Raw genomic sequence first — 25,756 nt, forward strand, 5'->3', positions numbered from 1 at the left:
TACCATCCATGGACTCGGACGAAAACCATCGCGGGTGGGCTGAACGCTCGGGAGCTTTTTCGCCGGCGTACTACGCCGACATTGGCCCAAACGAAGTGAGCGAAACACTCGCTACTGTCTTCGACCTCTACCTCCCTGACGACGCCAAAATCCTCGAAGTCGGATGCAGTTCTGGCCGTCATCTCGCGCACCTCCTCGACCACGGGTACGAGAACCTCACGGGTATCGACCTCAACGACGAATCGTTCGAAATCATGGCCGAGTATTATCCGGAGTTGGCTGAGACTGGGACGTTTCTTACAGGTGCAATCGAAGATTTCGTGCCCGATTTCCGTGATGGCCAGTTCGACGTCATTTACTCAGTAGAGGCACTCCAGCACGTCCACCCAGACGATACATGGGTATTCGAAGAGTTGGCCCGGGCCTCTGCTGACCTCGTAATCACGGCCGAAAACGAGGGGAACAGTCCTCAGCGCGGGCGACACGGTGCCGAGGTGAGTTACGTCAACGACGAGTTCCCACTGTTCCACCGAAACTGGAAGCAGGTCTTCACCGAGATCGGTCTGGCCCAACTTCTCGAAGAACCGAGTAAACGTGATACAGTTCGCGTCTTTCGAGTGCTCTGACCGGTTTTCTGACCGTGACTCGTGGCCACCGTCGAATCGTCTCGTGATGTAACCGAAATCAAAACAGCGAGTCAACAGCCGATTTATAACGTCTAAGAATATCGATAATTAATCAGAATTATATTATTTGATAGGTATTGATGGTGTGGCAGGCGTCGTTGTCTATGGTACCCGGCTCTGCACCCGCAGCCACCACGTATATCGGTTCTCTACAAACTGGCTCAGAGACTATCTCACACAGTTTGCAGATAGAAGACTGGAACATTCTCTGAAAGTACGAAATAGTCATTCAACCCCTCAATCGCGTACTATCGGCACTTTGGACCCCTCAGTGACTGCGTCTACTGTGCATCCTACGCTGCCACGTTGAGGGGGAGATTAGTATGATTTCATGACATACTCAATAGTATGGCAGTTTGAGCAATGATTTCGTTTCAGCACCCGTACAGTACGACCATGAGTCGAGAACGTGGCGCTGCCGACCGCATCCGAGATCTCTTCGACGATCTGGAGATCGGTTGGTGGGCGTTTGCACTCGTCGTCGGGTCTGTACTGGTGTTCATCGGATGGGTGTATCTGCCGTGGATAATCTTCGGCTTGTTCATCTACTACGTCGCACGACCAATCGAGACGCGAGTCGAACGATTCGCGCCGTCGAAGAACATCGCTGCAGTCGTGACGCTGCTACTCGTCGTCGTCCCGATAGTCGTGATTCTTGGTACTGCGATTCTTCTGACTGTGGCCGAGATTAGTCGTTTCCTCACGACCGAAGTTGTCGCACAGATCAATGCATTCCTCCCAGTCGCTATCGGTGCCTTGCCAGATGACCCAGTCGAACTGGTTCGGCAACTGGGCGAACTGTTCAGTGGAGGGGCGATTCAAGATGCATTTGGGTCGCTGTCACGGACGGTCGGTTCTGTCGCTTCCGGACTGTTCAACGCCTTCCTCTCACTCCTCTTTGCCTTCTTCCTTCTGCGAGAAGACGACCGACTCGTCGCGTGGTTCCACGCGAACATCGCAGACGAGAACTCCGAAGTCGTCCGATACCTTTCTGCGGTTGACGAGGGGTTAGAATCGGTCTACTTCGGATACACGGTCACCATCTTCGTCGTCATCATCCTGTCGGCGCTCGTCTACCTCGGGTTCAATCTCATCGCCCCTGCGGGACTCGAAATTCCGGCACCGATTCCGCTGGCAGTCATCACGGGACTGTTCACCATCGTTCCACTCGTCGGCCGGAGTATCGTCTATGCAATCGTCACTGCGTATCTCGTCATCGTCGCACTCCAATCGAACCCCTCGTCGCTCTGGTTCCCGCTCCTGTTCGTCGTCGTGATGGAACTCCCGTTCGACAACCTCATTCGAATATACATCCGTCCAGCGCTATCTGGCCGGTTGTTTCCGATGGCCCTCATCGTCTTCGCATATCTCGTCGGCCCACCGCTGTTCGGGTGGTACGGTATCTTCTACGGGCCGTTCCTCATGGTCGCCGTCGTGCTGTTCCTCACGTTGAAGTTCCCCAGAATGCTTCACCGTGCTGAAGATGAGAACCCGGTACAGTCTGCTGAGCCACCGACAGAGTGGGAAGTAGACGAAGGCCAAACGCGACTCGACGACGACCGAACCGACTTCGACGAACCGGTGGGAACCTCGGACTGACCGCTCGACACGGTCGACGTCGATGAATCTCTGTGCGTAGTTACACTGAGGTGAGTCTCTACATGTCTGGACAACGTACTGACGTGTATGAGCGTCATTTTAGAGTTCTCGATTGATGCCGGAGATTTCGAACTCGGACAAGTGTTGCGTGGACCTCCCCCAATGCACATCGAACTCGAACGGGTCGTTCCGACAGGCGATCTGGTGATGCCGTTCGTTTGGGCGACGGGGAACGACCACGAGGCATTCGAAGAGGCAGTTCGGAGTGATTCTCGTGTCAGAGAGTTACTGGTACTCGATTCGGTTGGTGAGAGTCACCTCTACCGAATCGAGTGGGATAGCTCTTCGACGGCACTGATTGAAACAATCGCAACCACTGGTGCCACTGTCCTCGAAGCCCGAGGAGACGACGAATGGCTATTCCGCCTCAGGTTTCCCGACCACGACGCACTCTCGAAATTTCACCAAATCATCACCGACCGAGACATCCCTATCTACGTCGAACGGACGTTCACCCTCACCGGCGATACGGGTCATGGCTACAGATTTGACTTGACCGAGGAGCAACGTGAAGCCCTCATTCTTGCACTCAACCGAGGGTATTTCGAGACACCGAGCGACGTAACCCTCGACGACTTAGCCAGTGAACTCGGAATTAGCCGACAGGCGCTCTCACACCGAATTCGCCTCGGGAACGAGAAGATTCTCCGTAGTACACTGTTGACGACGAAAGCACCCGTCGAATGATCGAGGCTATTTAACGAGGTTGACGGGTAAATGTCGAACCTCAACAGTGAGGCGTGCGAAGGACAAGTCGATGGTGGGAAAGACAATGTCAAGCAGGTCAGCAAAACGTGAGCCGACCGCCAGTAACGTATTCGATGCACTCGCTAATCGACGTCGACGTCAGTTACTGTTCTCACTGTTCGATGCGGATACCGACACCGACGAAACCATCGACCCGGTCGAACTTATCGCTGATGTGGCTGAGATTCCAGACTCCCAGGCGACCTCGATCGAATTACACCACGTCCACCTCCCCCAACTCGACACACTGGGATTCATCGAGTGGGATTCAGAAACGAACGAAGTCGGACATGGTGCTGCGTGGGACGAGATTGCGCCCGTTCTCGACCTGTTGCAATCGAATCAGGACAGGTTCGCGGAAGAATTACTGTAAAAATACGTCTTCGGTGGCTCGATGGGTCGCTGCCACCGTCGATACCGTTGGTTCTCTATTCTCTCGCCATGATTTGGTCCATGGCGGCTTCGTGATGCACGAATGGTTCACCACTCACGTCGACGGTCACTCGTGTGATGTCACCGGTGAATACGAACGGGGTCTGGTCACGGTACTCGTCGGTGACCGCGTTGACGGCATCGCGGCCGCAACTCAGGCCAGCAGTCAGTCCCATCGAGTTCGGAATCGTCGTTGGGATGTCGCCTTCTCCGACCTGCTCGTCACCGTAGTAGAGTCTGACGGTCGCGGGGACGCCTTTCCCTTCACTCATATTGGGCTCGCCGGTGGCATCGAACTCCATTCGGACCGATATCTCCCCCTCCGGAAGCGGCTCGGCGGCCACGATTTCGTACTCCTCGACACCCACGTAGTTGTGGACGTAGCACAGGCGGTTGTCTTTGACGTACAGCGAATAGCCACCAGACCGAGCACCGTGAGCGAGGAGGACACCTTCGACCCCACCCTTCGGGACTGTGATGTCTGCCGTGATGCTGTGGTCGCGGTTGAGTACCCTGACAGCGGCGTTCTCTGGAACGTGCTGGGTTCCCGGATAGTAGACGTATCGGTCACGGGCTTTGCCGGGTTGGGGCCGGGGTTCAGCGAGGCGCTGAATGCCACGTCCGTCCAGTGGAAGGACGTTGTGCTTGCCAGCCTCTGTCCACCACAACTGAGCGAGTTCGAGTACCTTCTCGGGGTTTTCGGCCGCCACGTCGTGTGCTTCCGAGAAGTCCTCACGAAGATTGTACAATTCCCACCCGGAGTCTTCGAGCGTCGTCGTCGAGAGGTCCTCGGCCGTCATCACTTGACCGAGTGGCCACGGGTGGACGGCGCGCCAGCCGTCGTGATAGATGGCGCGGGTCCCGAGCATCTCGAAGTACTGGGTCGTGTGTCGTTCGGGGGCGTCTGGCTCCTCTACGGAGTAGGCGAAACTCATCCCCTCGATTGGAGACTGTGTCACGCCCTTGATTTCGTCGGGGGCGTCGATGCCGACCAGCTCGAGGATGGTTGGCACGAGGTCTATGGCGTGGACGAACTGGCTGCGAATCTCGCCACGAGCGTCGATTCCATCGGGCCACGAGACGACGAGTGGGTCGCTCGTCCCGCCGCGGTGGGTCTCTCGCTTCCAGCGTTGGAACGGCGTATCACCGGCCCACGTCCAGCCCCACGGATAGTGGTTGAAGTACTTCGGTCCGCCCAATTCGTCCATCGCTTCGAGGTTCTCTTCGAGAGACTCCGGAACGTTGTTGAAAAAGCGGTTCTCGTTCACAGAACCGGTGGGTCCACCCTCTGCACTCGCGCCGTTGTCGGAGACGACCATCACGAGCGTGTTGTCGAGTTCGCCCAGCTCTTCGAGGTAGTCGAGAACCTTTCCAATTTGGGCGTCGGTGTGTTCGAGGAAGCCCGCGAACACTTCCATCATCCGGGCGTACAGACGCTGTTCATCTTCTGAGAGAGAATCCCAGTGCGGAACGTCTGGGTTGTGCGGCGAGAGGTCTGTGTTCTCGGGAACGATGCCGAGTTTCTTCTGTTGCTCGAGAATTTGCTCACGGGCTTCGTCCCATCCCATGTCGAACTTACCTGCGTACTTGTCGGCCCACTCTTTCGGAACCTGATGTGGTGCGTGACACGCACCCGGACAGAAGTACGTGAAGAACGGCTTGTCGGGGTCGACTTGTTTGGCGTCACCGATGAACTGGATGGTGCGCTGAGCGATATCTTCAGTCAGATGGTACCCCTCTTCTGGCGTCGTGGGTGGCTCGGTCTGATGGTTGTCGTGCACCAATGTGGGCGTGTACTGGTCGGTGTCGCCACCGAGGAACCCGTAGAATCGGTTGAACCCTCGTCCGAGTGGCCATTGGTCGTAGGGGCCGGCTGCACTGCCTGCCTCTGCAGGTGTGAGGTGCCACTTTCCAAGGGCATACGTGTTGTAGCCTTGCTCGACGAGCATCTCCGAAACCATCCCGTTTTCGTGCGGGATGTGGCCGTTGTAACCAGGGAAGCCGGTCGAAATTTCGGTGATTCCAGCCATGGCGTTCGAGTGGTGATTGCGGCCGGTAAGCAGACACGACCGCGTTGGCGAGCAGAGAGCAGTCGTGTGGAAGTTGTTGTACCGAAGGCCGTTGTCTGCCAACCGGTCGATGTTCGGCGTGTCGATGAGGCCACCATAGCTTCCCAACTGGCCGAATCCAACGTCATCTAGGACCACCATCAATACGTTCGGGGCATCTTCTGGGGCCCGCGTTTGTTCAGGCCACCAGGGCTCAGATTCGTCGTACGTGCGGCCAATACGGCCGTGGAATTCTCGGTTGGACATTTAGTATACGCTCCACCCTGTAACCGAGAGTCGTGTCGATACTGAGAACCCACTCTAACAAGAACTGGACTCACACCACCACCTTATCCCCTCGGCGTTTGGGTTGACTTGAATATCTCTTGGAAAAACAATAACGGTTTTTCAGGTAAAACATGAATGTCCGATACAGAAAAATAACCATAGAAACTGAACGAGTGGGAAAGCTGACTGTCTCACGCTTGATTGCCTCTAGCGGTCTGTAGACTCCCTTCCCATTCTGCCGAGAATTTCGTCGGAGACTCCGGTCAGGTGTGCAGTCCCAAAGATAGCGACTAGCAGGCCACCAAGTGTGTTGTACATCAAGTCGAGAACTGTGTCGTCGAGCCCGTACTGTGTGAGGACCTCTTCGGCCCCAAGTAGTTGGGAGACGACACCGATGTAGAACTCGAGGAGTTCCCACATCACACCGAACGCCATCACGAAGATGAGCAGGTAGGCGAACATGAACCGCGGCGGCATGTTGATGTGTTCTGTGTGTACCATCAGTGCCCGCGTGACTGCGTATGCAGCACCTGCGACGAGAGACGACGACAACGCGTGTGTCATGTGGTCCCACCACCAGACAGCCTTGTACGGACTCAGGAAGTCGAGTCCCGGGAGTGGAAGCGTCCCGAATGCGTGCAGGAACATCGCGAGAGATATCCAGAGCACGATACCGACGTTCATCGTAAAATCGTACCTGCGCTTGAGAACCCCCGGAAGGAGGGTCACGAGAAGCCCAACACCTGCGTTGACGAAGACACCACTGTTACCGTAGTAAAGCCCCAGCGCGAAGATGATGAGCATCAACACCTGGAGGATGCGCACGACTATTCGCTCGACTCTACCGCCCTTCTGGACCGGTTGCTCGGCGATCATGCGACCACCTCTGCATCAGGCGTCGCCTCGAGATTTGCCTTGAGTTGTCTTCTGAAGTACCAGCGGAAGAGCAATCCACCGACAACTCCAGCGATTACTGCTGCGGTGAAGATTATCATCAACTGGTCGTTCGTCTCGACGAATGCAGTTCCGAGATACTGTGCAGAGATGGCGGACCCCACTGCCCAAAAGCCAGCGAACGCCATGGTCGCCAGGGCGACGAAGAAGATGGCGAATCGTGGCGTCATTCGAACTGTGGTCGTCATCTGAAGCGCGACGACGACGAGCATCGAGAGGGTGGCGATGCTGAGGCCGATGACGATGTCAGTGAAGAACGCTGGCCGCCCGACACCGAGTACTAACGGGAGTGACGCAAGCAACAACAGCGGCCACGATACTGTTCGAGTCCACGATTTGTTGACCGCTGCAGGTGTGATGGCGACGAGTGCGGCGACTGCTGCAATCGCCATCACGACGAGCAGGCCTGCGAGGAAGCCAATGACAGCCAGGATGGCGAGGACAACGGTAATCGCCCACGCGATTGCAGCATTGACTTTCTCGTCACGAACGAACCACTCTTCGGGTAACTGTTGACTCATGATAACACTCCGCTGAACCCAGTGATGAACGATTGAACACCGACTGATTCGATATATTAGTTGTGCCACATTTAGATAAAGATTAGTGAGAATTCACTAGTTTATTGGCCGCATTCATTATGAAATAGTGGATATTCTCGATTGGAGGAACGCACATTTATTCGGTGTCAGACTGTTCTCTATACTGACAACTGGCTCTCGACGAGATGTGTGAACTGTCGTCTTGCGTGCTCTCATCGACACCAACGAGCGTATCCCAACATCAGAGACGCCGGCGTGATAGCGGAATCTCCCCGGTCACAGAGTCAGTGGATAGCGTGAGAACCAATGGAATACAGAAGAGAAAACCGATGACAGGCGGACCGATTCGACGACGGACATCCTCCAGACAAAGCGGACCGCGGAAGCGACGGAGTCCTCTCACCCACCGAGCGATCATCGGTTTATTGGTGATTATTGTGGTGCTCGCAACGGTTCCGGGGGTCGCGAGTGCGAAGACACAGGTTGGGCCAACCGTCGTCGTCGACAGGGGTGAAACGGTTTCTGACGACCTGACGATGGCAGCCGGGACGATACTCATCCTCGGAACCGTCGATGGAGACGTCACTGCCCTCGCGGGCGATGTCATCGTTGCAGGAGAGGTGACAGGGGACGTAACCGCCCTTGCGGGACGAATCGAGGTGACGGGAACCGTCGGTGGGAAAGTGACCGCACTGGGTGGTGTCACCAGTGTCGCAGGCACAGTCGGAGACGGTATCGATACAATCGGCGGTGCACTGACCGTCTCCGGTGATGTTTCAGGGACCGTCGATGCCATCAGTGTTCTCGTGACTGTCGAAGACGACGCAACGATCACTGGGCGGTTAGAGACCACCGCAGTCAGAACGCTGGTCAACGGCTCTGTACTCGGAGGCGAGGACTCACAGGTGACTCAATCGCCCGGTGGAGCGACTAATTCGTCACGTGTCTCCGGACCACGGTCTGCCTTGGTGTCGACGATGACCGAGTCGACGGTCATCTGGTCCGCAACACTCGGATTGAAACCACCCACGGCGTTGGCTCTCGGGCCACTGCTCGTACCCGCTCAGATTCTCCCGTTCGGTATCTCGTTCCTCGATGCGTACGGGTTCTTCGTCAACCTACTTCTGGGCGTGATACTCGTCGGGGTGCTTCCACAGTTTTCGACTCGGGTCGCAGCTGCCATCGTTCGGTATCCAGTCCGGTCTGCTGGGTTCGGACTTGCAACAACCATCGGTGCACCAATCGTACTCATCCTCCTTGGCGTCAGTCTCTTCGGCCTGCCGCTGGCACTTGCTGGTGGTGCAATTTTCCTCGTCCTCTGGTGGGTCGGTGCGATTTACGGTCGGGTTGCAGTCGGTGTTTGGATTCTCGAGTCGGTGCCACGTCTGCTCGCAGCCGCGGGTATCGAACGTGAGCCAATCCAAAACAAGTGGGCCAGTCTCTTCGTTGGTGTGTTCGTCGTGGGACTACTCGTCTCACTGCCAGCAATCGGCGCGGTCGTCGATACCGGGGTTGCCGTACTCGGAGTTGGTGCACTCGTCCATCTCGCCTACCGAGCATACGACAGAACGGAGCGAACCGAACAACGAGGATTGGAAGCATCCGGACCGCACAGAGGAGACTGATTGCTCTAACTTTGGAAACGGACGCTGAGTGAGATTTATGTCCGCACGTGTTATACAATTGACGTAGCGAATTCCGAATGTCGGGTGTCAACAGGTACCCGAACAGGGTGGTCCTGACTCCCCGATGCCGAGAGCTTCACCATGAGCAACAACCCAACACAACACGACGAAACTGCCCCGACTGACCCACCAGATGAGGGGATGATTTGGATACCGGGTGGGACGTACACGATGGGGTCAGACGAGTTCTACCCCGAGGAAGGCCCACCGCGTGAGGTGACCGTCGATGGGTTCTGGATGGACGCTCACCACGTAACCAACGAGCGGTTTGCGGCATTCGTGGACGACACTGGGTACACGACGTTCGCCGAACGCCCGCCAAATCCAGACGACTACCCGGATGCAGACCCAGACCTCCTCGTTCCTGGCTCCGCCGTGTTCACGTCCCCAACTCGCCCGGTGAACCTCCAACACCCGAACCAGTGGTGGTCGTACGTCCCCGGTGCCGATTGGCGGCACCCACTCGGACCCGAGAGTAGTATCGAAGCGAAGATGGACCATCCAGTCGTTCACGTCACTTACGAGGATGCTGTCGCATACGCTGCGTGGGCCGGGAAAGACCTACCAACAGAGGCTCAGTGGGAACGTGCTGCCCGTGGGGGGTTAAGACAGAAGCGGTTCGTCTGGGGTGACGACCACGTTGTCAATGGAAAACTGATGGCAAACACGTGGCAGGGACAGTTCCCGTACCAAAACGAAGAACTCGACGGCTACAGACGAACCTCGCCTGTCGATGCGTTCCCACCAAACGAATACGGCCTGTACGACATGGCTGGAAACGCGTGGCAGTGGACCCGTGATTGGTACAGCGACGACCCAGAGGCGGGATCCAGTGATTTACCAGCGTGTTGCACGCCAACCAATCCACGGGGAGTCACAGAAGCACAGAGCATCGACCCTCACGACCAGTCACAAATTCCCCGGAAGGTGCTCAAAGGTGGGTCACATCTCTGTGCACCGAACTACTGTTTCCGGTATCGTCCAGCAGCGCGCTATCCAGAACCAGTCGACACGTCGACGAACCACGTGAGCTTCAGGTGTATCGTCGAGGTGGCATGATCGAGACTCACCGGTGTCACTCTGTTCGTCGGTCTTGTGTTGCTTTCATAACCGTCTGTGACAACCGACCAACCTTCTCAATCGAATTCGTCCACCGGTGAGTAGGTCGTCGATGACTCTTCACCTTCGGTATCTTCACCTTCGGTATCCGAGTGACTCCATGCAGAACCGACCACTGTCCGTGCTGGAATCGAATTTTCGATCTTTGGCTTGAGTGTGAGAAGTTTCTCTAACAGCGTCAAGTCGCTTGGATTCTCCTTGTCGATGCGATGGTATTCGATTGCGACACCGTCGTCGTCAGCGGCGATTACGAAGTAGTTGAGACGGAACGACGAGTAGAAGACTAACGGGAGAATTCCCAACACGACAGACTTGCGGTGGAGCCTCTTTAACCAGGTTCCTGTGTTGATGACCGCACGGTCGGCAATCTCAGTGAGGGATGCGCGATGCGTGTGGCCGTAGACGAATACTGCGACGTCGGGATGCGCTTCGAACACTTCTCTGGCCCCGTCGATATAGTAGTCTGAGATTGCCTCCGGTTCACCGGGTTGCACGAGTCCAAATCGTTCGAGTGTCCGTCGAACGTCTCTCACGACGAAGAACAGCGGAATCGAGAGGAAGACGAGTATCACGACAATAACGGCATTCACGACGAGAACGATATCGAGCAGAACGCCGGCGATCCCGATGAATCTAATAAACGAATTGACGACATCGAGTGGTTCGGACCAAATCCCGAGGACCGAGAGGAAGAATAGCAGTAGATACAGGATACTGATGTTAAACGTAAGGAGGAACGGAAGCGATGCGTACCGTAAGAACGGGCTCATCTCTCGGTAGAAATACTTCGATATCATCCACTCTGGAATCTCCGTCATCGGGGTCACCGATTGGATATCTTTGAGCCAGTTGAACTTCCCTCTCGCAGATAGCTTCCCCGCACGACTCGTGATATGTTGGTTCACGAAATACCCCGGTGGGTTGGCATAGGGGTTCCCGAAATCGGGGCTCTTGTTGTTCGGGTCGCGTTGCTGTCCATGTTCTATCCAGACTACTCGGTCGCCGACAGGGCGTGTGATAACGACTTCCTGTTCGAGGGTCACGTTGTACGCTGCCAACCGGTCGACGTACTCAGGGTAACATGCGAGTTCGTAGTCGTGATTCCCCGGAATGAACGTAATCGGTATCCGCTCGCCAGTCGCCCGAAGTTGCTCGAAGATATCTGGGTAGCGTTCGACGAGGGCGTCGAATTTGTCGAGGCCATCGAGTTCGGTGAACTCCCACAGCCCAAATGCGTCTCCATTGACGATGAGTTCTGCATTCTCGTCGCTCGCTTGGAGCTCACTGAGAAATTCGATGAGTTCGTCCTTGAACTCGACGTTCTGAAGTTGTTCATCTCCGCCAATGTGCAAGTCACTGATGAAATAGTATTTTTTCTCGCCTGGGTGTGTGGCATTACTGGACATCACGCTTGTTTGGGGCTGGGGGTGTAGCGAACGGTGTCTGTGAGAACTGCGAACAGCGAATTCCCGACAAGTAGATAGCCGGTTCTAGCGCTGAAACCAGAACTGTTGAGAGGTTCGAGAACCCATTCGTCGAGCATGTTCGATATACACCCTCTCGTGGCATAACAATTCACTATGGACCGTCGGTGTCTGAAATTTCCATTTGGGACTCTCGTGTCGTCTCGAAGCGGTATCTCCTTGTTTTCACGAATCTCTACGACTATCTTCATTTACAGATGTACCTTTGTAACGGATAGTTAGGACTTCTGGTAGATGTGACGGAGACTCCACTACTGGGTTTCGAATGGATTGTTTCGAAATCATTGTCTGACACAGCAAGCCGAGTGGTAACCTGACTAATAGATTGTATTCTAAATAAATTGTCAGCATTCCGATTTTTCTATCTATTACTGATGTTTGACATCAGGAATCAATCGATAAACTAGTGAATATCTAGATAATACGCTATATAACATGTGTAATTCTATCATATTCCTGCAAAAGATTGTATTCTAGGTGACCTGAATAACTGCGGTCATGGGCGACGATATCAATTCTCATAGTCAATTTCGCTAAACCTCAAAAATTTTGCCAAATATGTCGGCAATGGTATACACGACTAACTGGTCAGAGTTGACGGTCCGTCGTTGGGCTCGGTTGTGTGTGGAGAATCTTCGATACCAATGCCTGTGTTGGAGAACACGGTACGACCCGACCTGCGCAGATATTCAACAATTTCCACCCACCGATATCTATAAACAGATTGTTTCGGAATAGTCGGCCGTGCCCGAATACGAATACATAGAGACAGAGCTAGCGGACCGCATCCAGACGATCACACTCACCAACGAAGCGTCCCTCAACGCGCTAAACACTACCTTACGCGAGGAGTTGGAAGACGCCCTCTTGCGTGCAGAGGACGACGATGAAGTTCGTGTTGTCGTCCTCACTGGTGCGGGGAGAGCGTTCTCGTCGGGGTACGACTTCGGGGAGGAAGGAACCAAAACGATGGACGATTTGATAAAATCGTCGTACACCCACCTCGATACGATTTACAACCTGAACCTCCCCGTGATTGCTGCCGTCGACGGATATGCACTTGCAGGCGGGTGTAATCTGGCGCTCGTCTGCGACCTGACGATTGCGACTGAACGCTCCGAGTTCGGGTTCCCGGACGTTCACATGGGAGAACTGCCACCACGGCTGATTTTGCCCTACGTGACTGACTCGTTGAAACACGCGCGAGAACTCCTGTACGGCGGCAAGCACATCAGCGCAGACACCGCCGAAAAGATGGGACTGATAAATCGCGTTGTCGAAGACGAAGATGCACTTTGGGACGCTGTCGAGGAAGAAGTTTCACACATCAAGAAGACGCCCAGTTCCGTCGTCAAACTCTTGAAAGATACACTCAACGACATTCAGGAGACACAGGGCTATCGCTCGAACTCTGCTGGACAGATAGACGAGTTCCTCTTCGCTGTGACGTCCGAGACCGAGACTGCACACCGCTTCCACGAAATTGTCGAGGAAGAGGGTGTGAACGCAGCTATCGAATGGATGAACACCGCAGAGAAAGATTAGTGACAGAAACAGACGGCCTCTGGCGGTGAGTCACTCACCTATGCACCGAGTCGACTGCTGCACACACTGGTTTGATGTCGGTGCCGACCATCGACACTGCTTGAATTGCCCCGAGAACGTAGATTATTCGACTAATTGCCGAACTGAGTTTCGGCCGCCGATGAGTATTCTGGGTGTCATTGAGCACTGAGTTCGAGACTCGAATCGAGTATCGAAAGCCCGTCTTCGGTCGCGACCACCGGATTGATGTCGAGTTCCTCGATTGCAGGGTTGTTCGCGACGAGGGTGGAGACCGTACGGAGTAACTCGACCAGTTCGTCTCTCTCGACTGCAGGGAGGTCACGTGGCCCATCGAGGAGCGCCTGGGCTTCGATTTCGTCTATCATCTCTCGTGCATCGTATTCGGTGACTGGGAGTGCGCGAAACGCGACATCGTTGATTGCCTCGACGAGAATCCCCCCGATTCCACAGGTGACGACAGGTCCGATTTCAGGGTCGTCTACGACGCCCACCAACAGTTCGATTCCGTTCGGAACCATCGGTGAGACGAGGACGCCCTCAATTCGTGCGGACGGGTCGTACTCACTGGCATTCGTTCGGATTTGGTCGAACGCGTCACGGGCTGACTGTTCTCCCTCGACACCCAACTTGATGCCCCCTGCTTCGGTTTTGTGGACGATATCTGGGGACGCAATCTTCATCGCAACCGCTTTCTCGAAACCGTCTGCAATTTCGACTGCCTCCTCGGCCGTTTTCGCGAGTTCGAACGGCGTTACTGGAGCATCGTACTCTGCGAGTACCGTTTTGGACTCGAACTCTGAAAGCGTCGTCCGTCCCTCTCGGATCGCATCGGCGATGACCGAGTTCGCGTTCTCGTCGGCTTCGATGTCGAAATCCGACTTCTCGTCTGCGTGAGTCAGGTGGTGGCCGTAGTCGGCGAGTGCTTTCAGTGCTGCAACTGCCGTGTCGACTTCTTCGTACACTGGGACACCGTTCTCTGAGAGATACTGCAGTGCAGTCGAGCACCCGAGTTCATCCCAGAGACTGTTGAACACGACGGGCTTTCCGACTTCGTCTACCATCTCTGTAATCTTTCGGGCGATGCCGAGGTCGCGTTCTGGTTCGACATCGAATCCAGTGTCGTCGTGAGTCCACCAGCATTCCTCGTAGCCGAGTGCACCACCTGTGAGTAGCAGCGCGTCGACGTTTGGGTCTTCGAGAATATGACGGGCCGTGTCGTACCACATCGTCTCGTGGTCTGACATCCCCATCACGTCGACCGGATTGGTGAGGTTGGGAGACAGTTCGTACAGCTCTTGAAGCGTCTCCTGGGTTTCTGCGGACAAATCCGGAACTCCGAGTCCAGCACGTTCGATCGCGTCGGCCGTGACAGTGGCGTGACCCCCACCGTCAGTGAGTACGGCCACGTTCGGCCCGTCCGGAATCGGGCACGTCGTCAGTGCTTCTGCGACGGGAACGAGGAGATCTACGCTGTCGAGTGGCTGAATGCCGGCCTGACGGTACGCTGCTTCCACCACGTCGACGTCGCCAGCGAGCGATGCAGTGTGAGACATCGCAGACTCCCTCCCTTCGGCGGTGCGCCCAGATTTGTAGGCGACGATTGGTTTTTCGCGAGAGACGCGACGGGCTTCCCGGAGGAATGCTCGGCCATCGTTCATTCCTTCGACGTACACGACGACACCGTCAGTGTCGTCCGCTTCACCGAGGAACCGAAGATACTCGTAGAACTCGAGGTCTGTCTCGTTTCCAACACCGATGTTGTAGCTGAATCCCACGGTTCCGCTGTCTTCAGCATCGACCGAGAGCGCGATACCCATGTTTCCAGACTGGGTTATCATTCCCAGATGACCCGGTGTCGTCCTAATTCCGCCCAGAAGATGGACGTGTTGGTGGACGAAATCGGCACCCTGAATGTTTGGTCCGATGAGCCGGACGTTTGCGTCTTCGGCGGCCGCTGCGAGTTCATCTTCGAGAGACTCCTCACCGACTTCACCGAAGCCAGCAGTGTTGATAACGGCTCCTGCGAGGCCCGCTTCACCGCACTCACGAATTGCATCCGGAACGTACTGGGCTGGAATTGCGATGAACGCCAGATCGACCTGTCCGGAGATGTCGAGGACAGACGAGTATGCCGGCAATCCGTGCACCTCGTCGTACTTTGGATTTACCGGATAGATGTCTCCCTCGTATCCCCACCTGAGTAGATCTGAAATCGTGTAGTGGCCGCGTTTTTCGGGATTCTGTGACGCCCCGATGATCGCGATGCCACGTGGATTAAATAGTCGCTCGAGTTGTTCCATTGCTCAGTAACAGTGAGAGCGTTATCTAATAGATTGGGGTTGTGTCACACACTGACAAGCAACCTCGGACAATCTGTTTCTGTTGAATGTACGGACGAATGGGTTGCGGAGTTCGAATCCCCTGTCATCCACATTTCTCCTGCCTCGTACACGGAGATAAACTCGAACATTTCACACATGGTGAAACACATTTTGGGAACATTGAGAACACTGACCATCTCAGTCGTATTGGCGTCGGTGTTTCACACATAGTGTATTTTCCCGTTCTGACGTTCGATTTCTGGGTATACGTTACAGTGGTATCTTTGTAATTCTTTGACCCCTGCTATCTCAATACAGGGGACGTACCGGAACGCGTGTGCCGGGTTTCTCGCTTCACCATGTGTGAAATAACTGGTGCTTCAGAACGACGTTCCGGCCCACGAACTGTGTGACTGTTGATTCTCTCGACCGACCGTGCTCGTTATCTCTGTCCTGCTGGAATGCAGTCTGGCTATACGAGTTCCTCAGTGTGACTGAAAAATAGTGCCCGTCGTGGTATGAAGAGCCAATCTGTCCCGAAGAGGGACTATTACCTGGATTGCTGTTCGGCTGCTATTTTCGGTGCGATATTCTTGAATGCCTCGATGGTTTCGTCGACGTGTTCTTCAGTGTGCTGGACACTGATAGTCCACTGTTGGCGAGCGCCGTACGGATGCGGAATGATTCCTTGATTGACCATCCCGAACCAGAACAGGCGGTGGAAGTCGTCGTCGATGTGTGCCATGAACTCCCGGTAGTTGGTGATGTTCGCGTCGGTGAACTGGACCATCCCCTGAGAGTTGACGTTCCGAACCTGCCCCGTGATTCCCGCATCTTCCATCACGTCTTCGTACCCCGCTTTCATCTGTTCACCAAGTGCGTTCACGTGGCGGTAGGCATCGTCGGTCAGCACGTCACGAAGTGCCGTTACCAACGCTCGCAAAACGAACGGGTTCCCGTTGTAGGTCCCGTAGTGCCAGGCGTAGTCGTTCGCAATTTGGTCCATAATGGCGTGTGAACCACCGAACGCCCCGACTGACGTCTCTCCGCCGATCGACTTCGCCATCGTCACCATGTCGGGCTGAATCCCGTAATGGTCGGCAGCACCACCGGGGGCGACCTTCACACCAGTCTTCACCTCGTCGAAGATGAGAACGATACCATACTCTTTACAGAGGTCTTTGATTCCTTTGAGATAATCTTGCTGCGGAGGCGTCACCGACTTATTCAACATAACCGGCTCGACGATGAACGCGCCGATCTCGTTTATGTTGTCCCGCATGATTTCCTCTGTCGCTTCGAGGTCGTTGAACGGCGCGACTTCGACCGTTTCGACTGTCTTGTCTGGAATACCGTGGCCGTCGGACACCTTCATCGGTCGGTTCGGATGGCCTACTTTGCCCGCTGGTGGAGTTCCACTCACCATCACGTAATCGTGGACACCATGGTAGGTTCCTTCGATTTTCAGGAGTTTGTCGCGGCCCGTGTACGCACGCGCCATCCGAATTGCGTGCATCGTCGCCTCGGTCCCACTGTTGGTGAACCGAACTTTCTCGAGCGCACTCCATCGTTTCTTGAGTTCCTCGGCCGCCGCTGCGAGTAACTCGTGGGGCATGGTGTACAGCGTCCCCTTGTCGAGCTGGTCGTGGAGTGCTGCCGTTATCTTTGGGTGGGTGTGTCCACAGAGCCCCGCCCCGTTGTTCATATCGTAGTCGAGGTAGCGATTCCCATCTACGTCCTCGAGATAGGCTCCGTCACTGTGGTCGATGTAGAACGGGTAAGGGTCGAACTGACGTGAGGTGCTCGCAACACCACTCGGGATATGTTCACGCGTCTCGTCGTGGAGCGATTCACTGGTTGGCGTCCGCTCCCGGTACTCGGCTTCGAGGGTCTCCCAGTAGGCCATACCAGTGGTGATACATGTCTGAATAATAAGTGTGTGGGGGGTAATACCACACACCGATGGCTGGGTTCGACGATACCCGGATTCCGACCGTGACTCACGGTCAGGATTTATGGTATGGGATGACCCACCGTAGCAGTGATGACAGGTTCTGACACTGATTACGACGTCGTCATCGTTGGAGGCGGTGTAGCCGGCTGTGCATCGGCGTACCATCTTTCACCCGACCACGACGTCGCCATCGTCGAACGAGGCCAGATAGCCGGTGAGGCGTCCGGGTTGGCAGCGGGTCTCGTCGCACCCACACTGTTCCACGGTGAACACCCTGACGTTGCGCGCTTCGCGAACAAGTGGTTTAGAGCGTTCGACGGGACGCAGAATTTCTCGTTTCACGAACGCCCACGAATCGAGTTCATCCAACCAGACAGCGAGCGGGCTGCACGTGACCGCGCAGCGAACCTTTCGGCCAAGGGATTTCCGGTCTCTTTCCTCGACCCCGCCGAAGTAGAAGAAGCGTATCCCTGGTTCGATGCATCACGGTTTGCCGGCGTCGTCGAGTACGCTGACACGGGCTGGGTCGACCCGTACGAGTACACTGTAGCTCTCCAGAAAGCTGCCGAGGAGCGCGGTGTCGACGTGTTCAGAAACACGCCCGTACGCGATGTTTCTGCTGATGACGGGGTGGCGACAGTCGAACTCCCAGAGAGTTCACTGTCTGCGGAGTACTGTGTCATGGCCACCGGGTGGCGGACGCGTGAGTTCCTCTCCGGATATCTCGACCTCCCCATTCGCCCATTCCATCTGCAGTGTGCAATGCTACGGCTGGAAGAACCACTCGACGAAACCTTCCCGCTCGGCCGCGTCGCCCGGGAAGAACTCTACTTCCGCGGTGAACTCAACGGTGACCTCCTCGTGGGCGGCGGAGAATATCTGGAGGATACTCCCGAAGTCAATGCGTCCGGTTCTGGAACTGACGACGAGTTCCGTCTCCACGTCGCGAGTACGATTCCAACCGTTATCCGCGGCGCTGAACGGGCAGAGTTCGTCGATGGGTGGTCGGGTGTCGACGCAGCAACCCCTGATACTCTCCCACTCCTCGGGTCGTCGGCGGCACTCCCAGACGAAATTGTCGTGGCGACTGGACTCAACGGCCTCGGGATGGTGAACTCACCAATCGCTGCGGAAACGATTCGCTCTTACATTACGGGAGCGGAAGCAGCGTTTTCGGTCGAACCGTTCGCTGTCGATAGATTCGATGGCGGCGGGGCTGATTTCGAGTTGCGTGGAACGTTCGAGATGGAAGGTGCCGGTCGATAACCGTTGGCAAGGGCTACTCCTCTCCGAGTCGGCTCTGGGACATCGTCCCTTCCATGTATGGGTTGGGTGTCCGTTCGGACGAGAGAACCCGCCTGACTGTTCACTTACCCAAAGAGTTAGTATCGATGGATACCGTGTCACGTTCACACATGGGAAGCGAAAGCTACGACGTTGTAATCGTCGGTGGCGGCATCAACGGATGCGTGGCGGCTAAGTTCCTCGCAGCGGACCACGACGTACTCGTTCTCGAAAAAGACCAGATTGCGGCTGCAACGACCGCAAAGGCGTCGGGACTGATCTCAGTTGCTCACGACTACATCGACCATCTCGAGGCAGCGAAGTACGCTGCGGACTTCTTCGACGAGTACGACGGCACGGGGGATTTTGTGTTCACCCAGCGAACGAACCTCCGTCTTATCCCACCGGGAACAGAGGAACTGGCACGGTCTGAGGCAGCACAGATCGAGGAGCATTTCGAGATGGACTATATCGAGTCCACGGGTGAAATCGAAGATAGATATCCCGGTGCCCTCGAGTTGGACCCATTTGTCGGTGCCATCGAAGTCGAGCAAGGTGGGTGGGTCGACCCGTACACGTTGACGATAACGTACAAGGAGGATGCTGAAGACGCCGGTGCTGATTTCGAGACAGGTGTCGAAGTGACCGGTGTCACCACAGAAGACGGTGCCGTAACCGGTGTCGAGACCACAGATGGGTCGTACACGGCAGATACCGTCGTCGTCGCGATGGGATGGCACACAAAGGAGTTCGTCTCTGAGTGGGTCGACCTCCCCATTCGCCCTTTCCGCTACCAGTGGGTCAATCTCGAGGTTGAGCGCGACTTCCCTGACTACTACCCTGTCTGCTGGGACATACGGAGTGGACTGTACTGGCGGCCTGAACACAACGGTGACCTCCACGTCGGCGGCGGAACGTACTACGTCGACGAACCGGGCACAGTGCGGTCGACGCCAACCGAGAGTTTCAAACGTCACGTCGCGATGACCATTCCCGAACAGGTAACAGATGTCGAGGACGCTCGCATCTCCAGCGGAGATACGTGCCACATTGGTGATACGGCAACTCCCGACGAACGACCTATCCACGACGCTCCTGACGACTGCCCCGATGGGCTCGTTATCTCGACGGGGATGCACGGGTTTGGAATCATGGGCTCGCCTGTCACTGGTGCTGCTGTGCGTTCTCTCGTCACCGGCGAGGATGCCCCGTTCCCCATGTCGAAGTACACGCTCGACCGATTCGACGACGGTCCACAGGACTGGACTGTGACCTTCATCAACGAGTCACCGGACGATATCGGTGTCTGACGGGAGCGTCTGCAACCCCGATTTGCGGTCGGTACGGGTCCCACGTTCTTCGTCATGCACTCGATTGACAGGCCCCTCCGAGAATCATCGAGAGCGTCCAGGCTGAGCCCAAGAGCGAATGTTTCGAAATCAGAACCGAGCGATTCGGGAGTCCAGATTCCACACGACTATCGGTCGGCCCACCACTGCACAGCGTCGCTTATCTCGAAGGCTTCGTTCCCTCGATACCGTGTCGGGTCGAACGCAGCGGGGTCGACGAGTGGATCAGCGCCGACGAGGAGGTCTGCGAGCAATCGAGCGCCAAATGGACTATTGGAGATTCCTTCTCCGTTGAAGCCAGCACACACGTAGATCCCTTCGATTTCGGTCTCTCCGATGTACGGATAGCGGTCGGGTGTCGCAGAGACGCGGCCTGCCCAGTCGTCGTGGAGTGTTGCGTCCTCGAGGAACGGAAGTATCTCTGGGGCCACCTCACCGACCTGTCGGAGGAAGGGGACGCTGGCGCGATTTCGAAATGACTCGAGGTCCGTCACAGGTGTCGTGGTTCCGCCACCGAACAGTACTCTTCCTTCAGGAGTCGAACGGCCGTAGACGCTCAAATCTGGCGCACTCCACATGGGGGTGTCTACGGTTTCTGGTGGGTCGAGTATCGCAATTTGGCTCGTCCGTGGTCGCAACGCGACGTCGGTCCCCGCCCGCTGGAGGAGTCGTTTGGTCCACGCACCGGCAGCGACGACCACGTTGGGTGTTTCGTACGTATTGGTGGTCGTTTGGACGATGATTTCACTTCCTTCGACATCGAACTCACACACCTCTTGGTGCTCCAGTGCGACGCCCTCGTCACGGGCAACTGAATGGGCCGCGAGCGTCAACTGTTTCGGATCGGTGTAGACCGCGTCTGTGAAACTCAGCGCTCCCGTGACGTTGTCAGTGGCGAATTCCGGTTCTCGCGCTGCCAATTCGTCGGCGGTCAACAGTTCTGTCTCGATCGTCGTCGATTCGTGTTCCGAACGGAGGTGCTCCGCTCCTTCGTCACTGTACGCGATAGAGTACGAGTTGGTTCTGTGGAACGTGAGGGCATCGTATTTCCGCTCGTACTCTTCGTAGAGTTCGCGCCCGAGTCGTGAGGCCTCCGCGCCGAACCGCTCGTGCCGATATATCGTCAGATTCCCCGCTGCTCGGCCGCTGGCTTTGCTCGCGGGTGCATCGCGTTCAAGAATGACGATGTCGTCGAGCCCAGCACGGGAGAGTTGAACTGCACAGTTTGCACCGACGATGCCACCGCCAACGACTACGGCGTCGACATGTGTGCTAGTCATTTGCTCACAATTACGCACGAATTGGATAAGTGTTACGGGACCGAAGTTCGGCCCAAACTGGGACCCGAGATTATGCGTCCGTGGTCTCGATTTCCGTCTCGATAGCCTCCTTCGTATCGAGTAGTTCGTCGATGATCTGCTGCGGGACGGTCTCTTCGAAATGGTAGGTCGGCCACCCCACGGTGATAGACCCAATTATCGTCCCATCAGGTGCGGTGATGACAGCACCGATGTTATCGAACCCTTCGACGATTTCTTGTTTCGCTCTGGAGTAGCCTCGTTCTTGAATCTCCGCCAACTCTTCGTACAGGTCCTCACGGCGTGTGATAGAGTACTGCGTCGATTGTGGGAGTCCCCACTCTTCGACTATCTCTTCGACGCGCTCTTCCGACATCGCTGCAAGCATCGCCTTTCCGGAGGCCGTACAGGACATTGGATAGTACGTCCCGACGTTCAGATTAGAATCCGCGGTTGGATATCTCGTGAATGTATACCCCGTGTCGATGACCGAGACGACACGGCCGTGTTCCTCGACCAGAAACTCTGTCTCTAACTCGAGGTGCTCTGCGAGTTCGAGCACATTTCGTCTCACCACCTCGATATAAGGGATGCTTTGGGTTGCAGAGACCCCGTGTTTGACGAACTTCATCCCCAGTGAATACTTCCCATCCCTCTTGACGAGGGCTCCTTCGTGCTCAAGTGTCGCCAGGTGATTGAGCGCCGTACTGTGTCCGATATCGAACTCGGTGGCCACATCTGTCAGCCTCGCACTTCCCTGTTCCTCGACGTACTCGAGAATACGCAGTGAGCGTATCGTCGATTGAACCAACCGCCCGGAACCGGTGTGAGTCATTATCGATGAATGGGCCAATTACCTGATAAAGATGTCTCGGTGTGAACGACGCTCCGAACCCCAACTCTCGAGGACGTAATCCGGTCACGAGAACGGAGAACGTGGCAATCGAAGAAAAGTATAACCGTCCAATCTGAGAACGTGGCTCTATGCCTCGAACTGAGTCATACGACGTGATTGTAGTCGGGGGTGGAGTCATCGGATGTGCGACAGCACGAGAACTCTCCACCGACCACGACGTCCTCGTCTTGGAAGCCGGTTCCGCTGGTGGTGACACGAGTCCGAAGGCGTCCGGTCTGATTACGACCATTCCAGACTTCCCTGACTATCCCGACGCCTGCGCCCACGCGATGAACTTCTTTCACTCGTACGACGGGACCGGTCAGTTCTCGCTGACACAGCGACCAGGCATTCAACTCGTCTCCGCCGAAGAGGAGTCGTGGGGTCGTGAACACGCCGCGAAGATGGCCGGGTATGGATTCGATGTGACGTATCTCACTGCAGCAGAGATCACAGACCGGTATCCTGACGCATTCGTATTGGACGAGTTCGTTGGCGGCGTGGAGTTCGTCGATTGTGGGTGGGTCGACCCGTACACGTACACGATGACCCTGAAGGCTGACGCCGAGGACAACGGTGCCCGATACGAGACGGACATGTACGTAGAGGCGATTGAGACGGAAGACGATACGGTGACTGGTGTTCGCGTAGACGGGGAGACGATAGAAGCTGAACACGTGGTGTGTGCGACTGGCTGGCGGACACGTGGGCTCCTCTCTGACCTCGTCGAAGTTCCGGTCCGACCGTTCCGCTGGCAGACGGTGAATCTCGATGTGACTCGAGAGTTCGGCGAGGCGTTCCCGATGGCGTGGGACTCACACTCTGGGATGTACTGGCGACCCGAACACAACGGTGACCTCCACATCGGTGGGGGCACGTACTTCGTCGATACTCCTGAGGACCGCCGCAGCACCATCACCGAAAGCTTCCGTAAAGCAGTCGCAGAAACCGTCGTTGAGCGCGTCAAAGACGTCGAAGACGCACGAATCAAAAGCGAGGACTGCTGTCCGTCTGGAGATGCAGCCACGCCTGACGATGTGCCGATTATCGACGCACCTCCCGAAGCACCTGATGGCCTCGTCGTCGCAATCACAGGACCCGTTGGCGGGATTATGTGTTCGCCGTTTGTCTCCACAGCCGTTCGTTCCCTCATCACCGGGGAATCTACACCGTTTCCAGTTGAGCCGTACCGACTCGACCGGTTCGAAGCCCGGTCGGCAGACTTCGAGTGTGCTCACGTCACGGACCGGACGGTCCCTACCGAATGAGCAGACGAATCTCGAACATCCCAGGCGCGGTCGATGGAGTCTGTTCCTCGCTACGGACGAGGGGATGTCGGAAGGCTGCGTCGAGTGTTCGGTGTGTGTGCTCTGAAAAATCCACACGACCGAAACTCTTCTGCGGTAGCCCCGTAATGTGTCGATATGAGTGGGGAACACCCAGAGAACCGTGCCGATGATGTCCGATATTCACCGCGCGCCGTCGAAGACGACGACTGGATTACAGCGTTTCTGACACAGCAGCCGACTTGCGTACTTGGGCTCGTAGACGAGGGCTCTCCGTACGTCGTGAACCAGCTCTTCGTTTACGACCCGACAGAATACGCAATCTACCTCCATGGAGCGATAACTGGCAAGACGCGGACGATCGTCGAACAGAGTGATTCCCCTGATGCGAGCCTGACGGTGAGTCGAATGGGGCGGTTGCTCCCTGCAGAGAACCCCGTAGACTTTGACGTTGAGTACGCGAGTGTCGTTGGGTACGGTGAGATTTCACTCGTTGTGGATTCGGACCAGAAGCGTCGTGCCCTCGAACTACTCATGGCCAAGTTCGCACCACACCTGACCTCTGGTGAGGACTACAACCCAATCGCAGAGTCTTCTATCGAACGCACGTCGGTGTATCGGGTCGACATCGAGGGGTGGAGCGCGAAGCGGAACGAAATGGAAGAAGCGTTCACTGGCGCGTACGACTTCACTGGCGGAGAGAGTACAGAGAATAGAGAGTAGATAGCGACCAAACGATTGGATTCTGTCCCTGAATCCACTATCTCTGTTTGGTTCCGCTAGGGTGGTCCATCTATTCCCAAACTAGAGCGTTTATCAATACCCAACATTTGTTGTTCCTTGGAAGATATTATTTGAAATGTCTGGGTATTGGTCAGATATGTGGTGTTTAGCTACAATATTAAATTAACTGATAGTATTTGGAGAGTGTTTTCTAACTATTTTGGAAATGTTTTGATTATAATTCAATATAGAAGAATTCACTCTATTAATATCTGGCTGCTCAGTACTTTTAATTATATTAATAAGCATGAATCATAATTTCTGTCAAATACCCATCCGTCCGATTGGAACGACGCCCAGGTACGGCACTGTCCCCCGTGTGGGCACGCATTCTGTGAGGGCTGTTTGCCGGTGTCCATCTGAATTAGCATCTTACAATTACAATCCTACTGCTGTAAATTACCAATTACAGACCTAATATTGTAATAGAAGATCTGTATCACAGGGGTGTTCACTGGGGGTACGCCAGGTTCAGTTCGATTTCGTTGGCTAGTCCGAGCATGTAGTCAGGAATCTCCGATTCTAATTGTGACCCTTTGAGACGGAACGAAGGACCGGAGACACTCAATGCTCCCAGAACGTCGCCATCGGCGTCTTTGACGTGAACGCCGACAGCGTTGAGTCCAGCGAGGTTCTCTTCCCGGTTGAACGCGTAGCCACGCTCACGGATTTGGTCGAGTTCTTCGAACAGTGTCTTTTCGTCGGTAATCGTGTGCTCAGTCACCGGTTCGAGGCCGTGTTGATCGATGATCTCCTTGACTCGCTCACGGGGCATGTGTGCGAGAATTGCTTTTCCAGCGGACGTGGAGTGAAGCGGGATGTGCTTTCCAACCCCCGAGTCGGTCATGACCGCCCGGCTTCCCGTCTTTCTGTATATGTAGACACCTTTGCCTTCCTCTTCGACAATGAACTGTGCTCGCTCTTCGAAACGGACAGCGAGGGCCTCGACGTGCTCGACGAGAGTGCGATACTCTGGTTGGAGATTTCGGACCTCTTCACCGAGTTCGAGGAATCGCAAACTCAACCGATACGTGTTGTCTGTTTTGACGACGTACCCCAGGTTAGTTAGTGTCGTAAGGTGGCTGTGAATCGTACTCTTGGCGAGGTCAGTCTCTGCTGTGAGGTCGGCGAGACTCATGTTCCCACTTCCCCGAAGCCGTTCAATGATGCCGAACGACAGTTCGACTGAGCGGAGATTTGAGTCCGTATGTGGGATTTCGTCCATATGCAACGGTAGATATTAACTCACATGTATTAACAGTATCTCTATCTCGATTTTTCGTTCGAACACTGTGTGATTCATCAACAGTTTCACCATTCGCCCCTGCCGAACGTGGCGTAGTCACATTTTCTGAACGTCTGGAGTGTGTCAACGT

At 55.5% G+C, this 25,756-nt stretch carries 20 protein-coding genes; 11 read left to right on the top strand and 9 right to left on the bottom strand.

Annotated features, from left to right (window positions below; translation table 11 throughout):
- Window positions 1-8: 8 nt before the first annotated feature.
- The 4 genes from ACK3SC_RS16800 to ACK3SC_RS16815 all read left to right on the top strand — a co-directional run bounded on the left by ACK3SC_RS16800 (window position 9) and on the right by ACK3SC_RS16815 (window position 3,465).
- On the top strand, window positions 9-626 hold the full coding sequence (locus ACK3SC_RS16800) for a class I SAM-dependent methyltransferase (protein ID WP_416841389.1): 618 nt from the start codon (window positions 9-11) through the stop codon (window positions 624-626).
- 456 nt (window positions 627-1,082) lie between these two features.
- Window positions 1,083-2,285, top strand: coding sequence for an AI-2E family transporter (locus ACK3SC_RS16805; RefSeq protein ID WP_416841390.1), 1,203 nt, complete (start codon window positions 1,083-1,085; stop codon window positions 2,283-2,285).
- Window positions 2,286-2,372: 87 nt separating this feature from the next.
- Window positions 2,373-3,032: a helix-turn-helix domain-containing protein gene (locus ACK3SC_RS16810; RefSeq protein WP_416841391.1), complete on the top strand. Its 660-nt coding sequence runs from the start codon at window positions 2,373-2,375 to the stop codon at window positions 3,030-3,032.
- Window positions 3,033-3,117: 85 nt separating this feature from the next.
- Entirely contained in the window at window positions 3,118-3,465 is a 348-nt protein-coding gene (locus ACK3SC_RS16815; protein WP_416841392.1) for a hypothetical protein, read from the top strand.
- A 55-nt stretch (window positions 3,466-3,520) separates the two neighbouring features.
- On the opposite strand, the gene ACK3SC_RS16820 is transcribed toward ACK3SC_RS16815, so the two are convergent.
- From ACK3SC_RS16820 to ACK3SC_RS16830, 3 genes are all read right to left on the bottom strand, one after another.
- Window positions 3,521-5,734, bottom strand: coding sequence for a sulfatase-like hydrolase/transferase (locus ACK3SC_RS16820; protein WP_416841393.1), 2,214 nt, complete (start codon window positions 5,732-5,734; stop codon window positions 3,521-3,523).
- A 333-nt stretch (window positions 5,735-6,067) separates the two neighbouring features.
- Window positions 6,068-6,736, bottom strand: coding sequence for a hypothetical protein (locus ACK3SC_RS16825; protein WP_416841394.1), 669 nt, complete (start codon window positions 6,734-6,736; stop codon window positions 6,068-6,070).
- Complete coding sequence (locus tag ACK3SC_RS16830; protein WP_416841395.1) at window positions 6,733-7,335, bottom strand: hypothetical protein; 603 nt, start codon at window positions 7,333-7,335, stop codon at window positions 6,733-6,735. Before ACK3SC_RS16830 ends, ACK3SC_RS16825 begins: the two co-directional genes overlap by 4 nt.
- Window positions 7,336-7,793: 458 nt before the next feature.
- Here ACK3SC_RS16830 and ACK3SC_RS16835 point away from each other — a divergent pair, with 458 nt between their 5' ends.
- Together ACK3SC_RS16835 and ACK3SC_RS16840 are read left to right on the top strand one after the other, a co-directional pair.
- Window positions 7,794-8,981 (top strand): bactofilin family protein, encoded by a 1,188-nt coding sequence (locus ACK3SC_RS16835; RefSeq protein WP_416841396.1) that lies wholly within the window; start codon window positions 7,794-7,796, stop codon window positions 8,979-8,981.
- 141 nt (window positions 8,982-9,122) lie between these two features.
- Window positions 9,123-10,100: a formylglycine-generating enzyme family protein gene (locus ACK3SC_RS16840; RefSeq protein WP_416841397.1), complete on the top strand. Its 978-nt coding sequence runs from the start codon at window positions 9,123-9,125 to the stop codon at window positions 10,098-10,100.
- 77 nt (window positions 10,101-10,177) lie between these two features.
- On the opposite strand, the gene ACK3SC_RS16845 is transcribed toward ACK3SC_RS16840, so the two are convergent.
- A complete protein-coding gene (locus ACK3SC_RS16845; protein WP_416841398.1) occupies window positions 10,178-11,566 on the bottom strand; it encodes a metallophosphoesterase in 1,389 nt (462 codons plus the stop codon).
- A gap of 822 nt (window positions 11,567-12,388) precedes the next feature.
- On the opposite strand from ACK3SC_RS16845, the gene ACK3SC_RS16850 reads away from it, so the two are divergent.
- A complete protein-coding gene (locus ACK3SC_RS16850; RefSeq protein ID WP_416841399.1) occupies window positions 12,389-13,189 on the top strand; it encodes an enoyl-CoA hydratase/isomerase family protein in 801 nt (266 codons plus the stop codon).
- A gap of 176 nt (window positions 13,190-13,365) precedes the next feature.
- On the opposite strand, the gene ACK3SC_RS16855 is transcribed toward ACK3SC_RS16850, so the two are convergent.
- A complete protein-coding gene (locus ACK3SC_RS16855; RefSeq protein ID WP_416841400.1) occupies window positions 13,366-15,510 on the bottom strand; it encodes an acetate--CoA ligase family protein in 2,145 nt (714 codons plus the stop codon).
- A 571-nt stretch (window positions 15,511-16,081) separates the two neighbouring features.
- Window positions 16,082-17,437, bottom strand: a complete 1,356-nt coding sequence (locus ACK3SC_RS16860; RefSeq protein ID WP_416841401.1) for an aspartate aminotransferase family protein — start codon at window positions 17,435-17,437, stop codon at window positions 16,082-16,084.
- A 138-nt stretch (window positions 17,438-17,575) separates the two neighbouring features.
- Between ACK3SC_RS16860 and ACK3SC_RS16865 the strand changes: the two genes are divergently transcribed.
- Window positions 17,576-18,751 carry an NAD(P)/FAD-dependent oxidoreductase gene (locus ACK3SC_RS16865; protein WP_416841402.1) on the top strand — a complete coding sequence of 392 codons (1,176 nt, stop codon included), beginning with the start codon at window positions 17,576-17,578 and terminating at the stop codon, window positions 18,749-18,751.
- A gap of 149 nt (window positions 18,752-18,900) precedes the next feature.
- Window positions 18,901-20,079 (top strand): NAD(P)/FAD-dependent oxidoreductase, encoded by a 1,179-nt coding sequence (locus tag ACK3SC_RS16870; protein ID WP_416841403.1) that lies wholly within the window; start codon window positions 18,901-18,903, stop codon window positions 20,077-20,079.
- A gap of 167 nt (window positions 20,080-20,246) precedes the next feature.
- On the opposite strand, the gene ACK3SC_RS16875 is transcribed toward ACK3SC_RS16870, so the two are convergent.
- On the bottom strand, window positions 20,247-21,398 hold the full coding sequence (locus tag ACK3SC_RS16875) for an NAD(P)/FAD-dependent oxidoreductase (protein WP_416841404.1): 1,152 nt from the start codon (window positions 21,396-21,398) through the stop codon (window positions 20,247-20,249).
- A 70-nt stretch (window positions 21,399-21,468) separates the two neighbouring features.
- Window positions 21,469-22,251, bottom strand: coding sequence for an IclR family transcriptional regulator (locus ACK3SC_RS16880; protein WP_416841405.1), 783 nt, complete (start codon window positions 22,249-22,251; stop codon window positions 21,469-21,471).
- A gap of 149 nt (window positions 22,252-22,400) precedes the next feature.
- Between ACK3SC_RS16880 and ACK3SC_RS16885 the strand changes: the two genes are divergently transcribed.
- A complete protein-coding gene (locus tag ACK3SC_RS16885) occupies window positions 22,401-23,579 on the top strand; it encodes an NAD(P)/FAD-dependent oxidoreductase (protein ID WP_416841406.1) in 1,179 nt (392 codons plus the stop codon).
- Between the two features lie 156 nt (window positions 23,580-23,735).
- Window positions 23,736-24,320 carry a pyridoxamine 5'-phosphate oxidase family protein gene (locus ACK3SC_RS16890; protein WP_416841407.1) on the top strand — a complete coding sequence of 195 codons (585 nt, stop codon included), beginning with the start codon at window positions 23,736-23,738 and terminating at the stop codon, window positions 24,318-24,320.
- A gap of 511 nt (window positions 24,321-24,831) precedes the next feature.
- Here the strand turns inward: ACK3SC_RS16890 and ACK3SC_RS16895 are convergent.
- Window positions 24,832-25,605, bottom strand: a complete 774-nt coding sequence (locus ACK3SC_RS16895) for an IclR family transcriptional regulator (RefSeq protein WP_416841408.1) — start codon at window positions 25,603-25,605, stop codon at window positions 24,832-24,834.
- Window positions 25,606-25,756 lie beyond the last annotated feature (151 nt).

Source organism: Haloferax sp. DFSO52, assembly GCF_048158745.1.
Classification (GTDB): Archaea; Halobacteriota; Halobacteria; order Halobacteriales; family Haloferacaceae; genus Haloferax.